Origin of the sequence: Mesorhizobium sp. M0816 (assembly GCF_040320005.1) — a bacterium.
Taxonomy (GTDB): Bacteria; Pseudomonadota; Alphaproteobacteria; order Rhizobiales; family Rhizobiaceae; genus Mesorhizobium.
In genome coordinates this window covers 1-605 of sequence record NZ_JAMYOT010000115.1, presented here as the reverse complement: position 1 = coordinate 605, position 605 = coordinate 1, and the positions used below count along the sequence as shown (strand labels likewise).

The following is a 605-nucleotide window of genomic DNA, read 5'->3' as shown; positions in this document are numbered from 1 at the left end:
GCGAGCTGCTTGTCCATGTTCGCCTTGATCTTGTGCATCGGCACGTGGCCGGGCCCCTCGATCATCACCTGGCAATCTTTCGCCCAGGCGATCTGCGTCAGCTCGCCGAGCGTTTCCAGCTCGGCGAATTGCGCCGCGTCGTTGGCATCGGCAATCGAGCCGGGACGAAGGCCGTCGCCGAGCGAAAAGGACACATCATAGGCGCGGCAGATGTCGCAGATTTCAGCGAAATGCTCGTAGAGGAAGCTCTCCCGGTGATGGTGCAGGCACCATTTGGCCATGATGGAGCCGCCGCGCGAGACGATACCCGTGACCCGGTCAACGGTCAGCGGGATGTAGTGCAGCCGCACGCCGGCATGGATGGTGAAATAGTCGACGCCCTGTTCGGCCTGTTCGATCAGCGTGTCGCGGTAAACCTCCCAGGTAAGATCCTCGGCAATGCCGCCGACTTTCTCGAGCGCCTGGTAAAGCGGCACCGTGCCGATCGGCACCGGCGAGTTGCGGACGATCCATTCGCGGATGTTGTGGATGTTGCGGCCGGTCGACAGATCCATCACCGTGTCGGCGCCCCAGCGGATCGCCCACACCATCTTTTCGACCTCTTC

The 605-nt window shown here is 62.3% G+C and carries 1 protein-coding gene; it reads right to left on the bottom strand.

What is annotated here, in order from left to right:
* A partial coding sequence (locus NKI17_RS36945; RefSeq protein WP_352907963.1) for a phosphomethylpyrimidine synthase ThiC occupies positions 1-605 on the bottom strand: 605 nt, incomplete at both ends.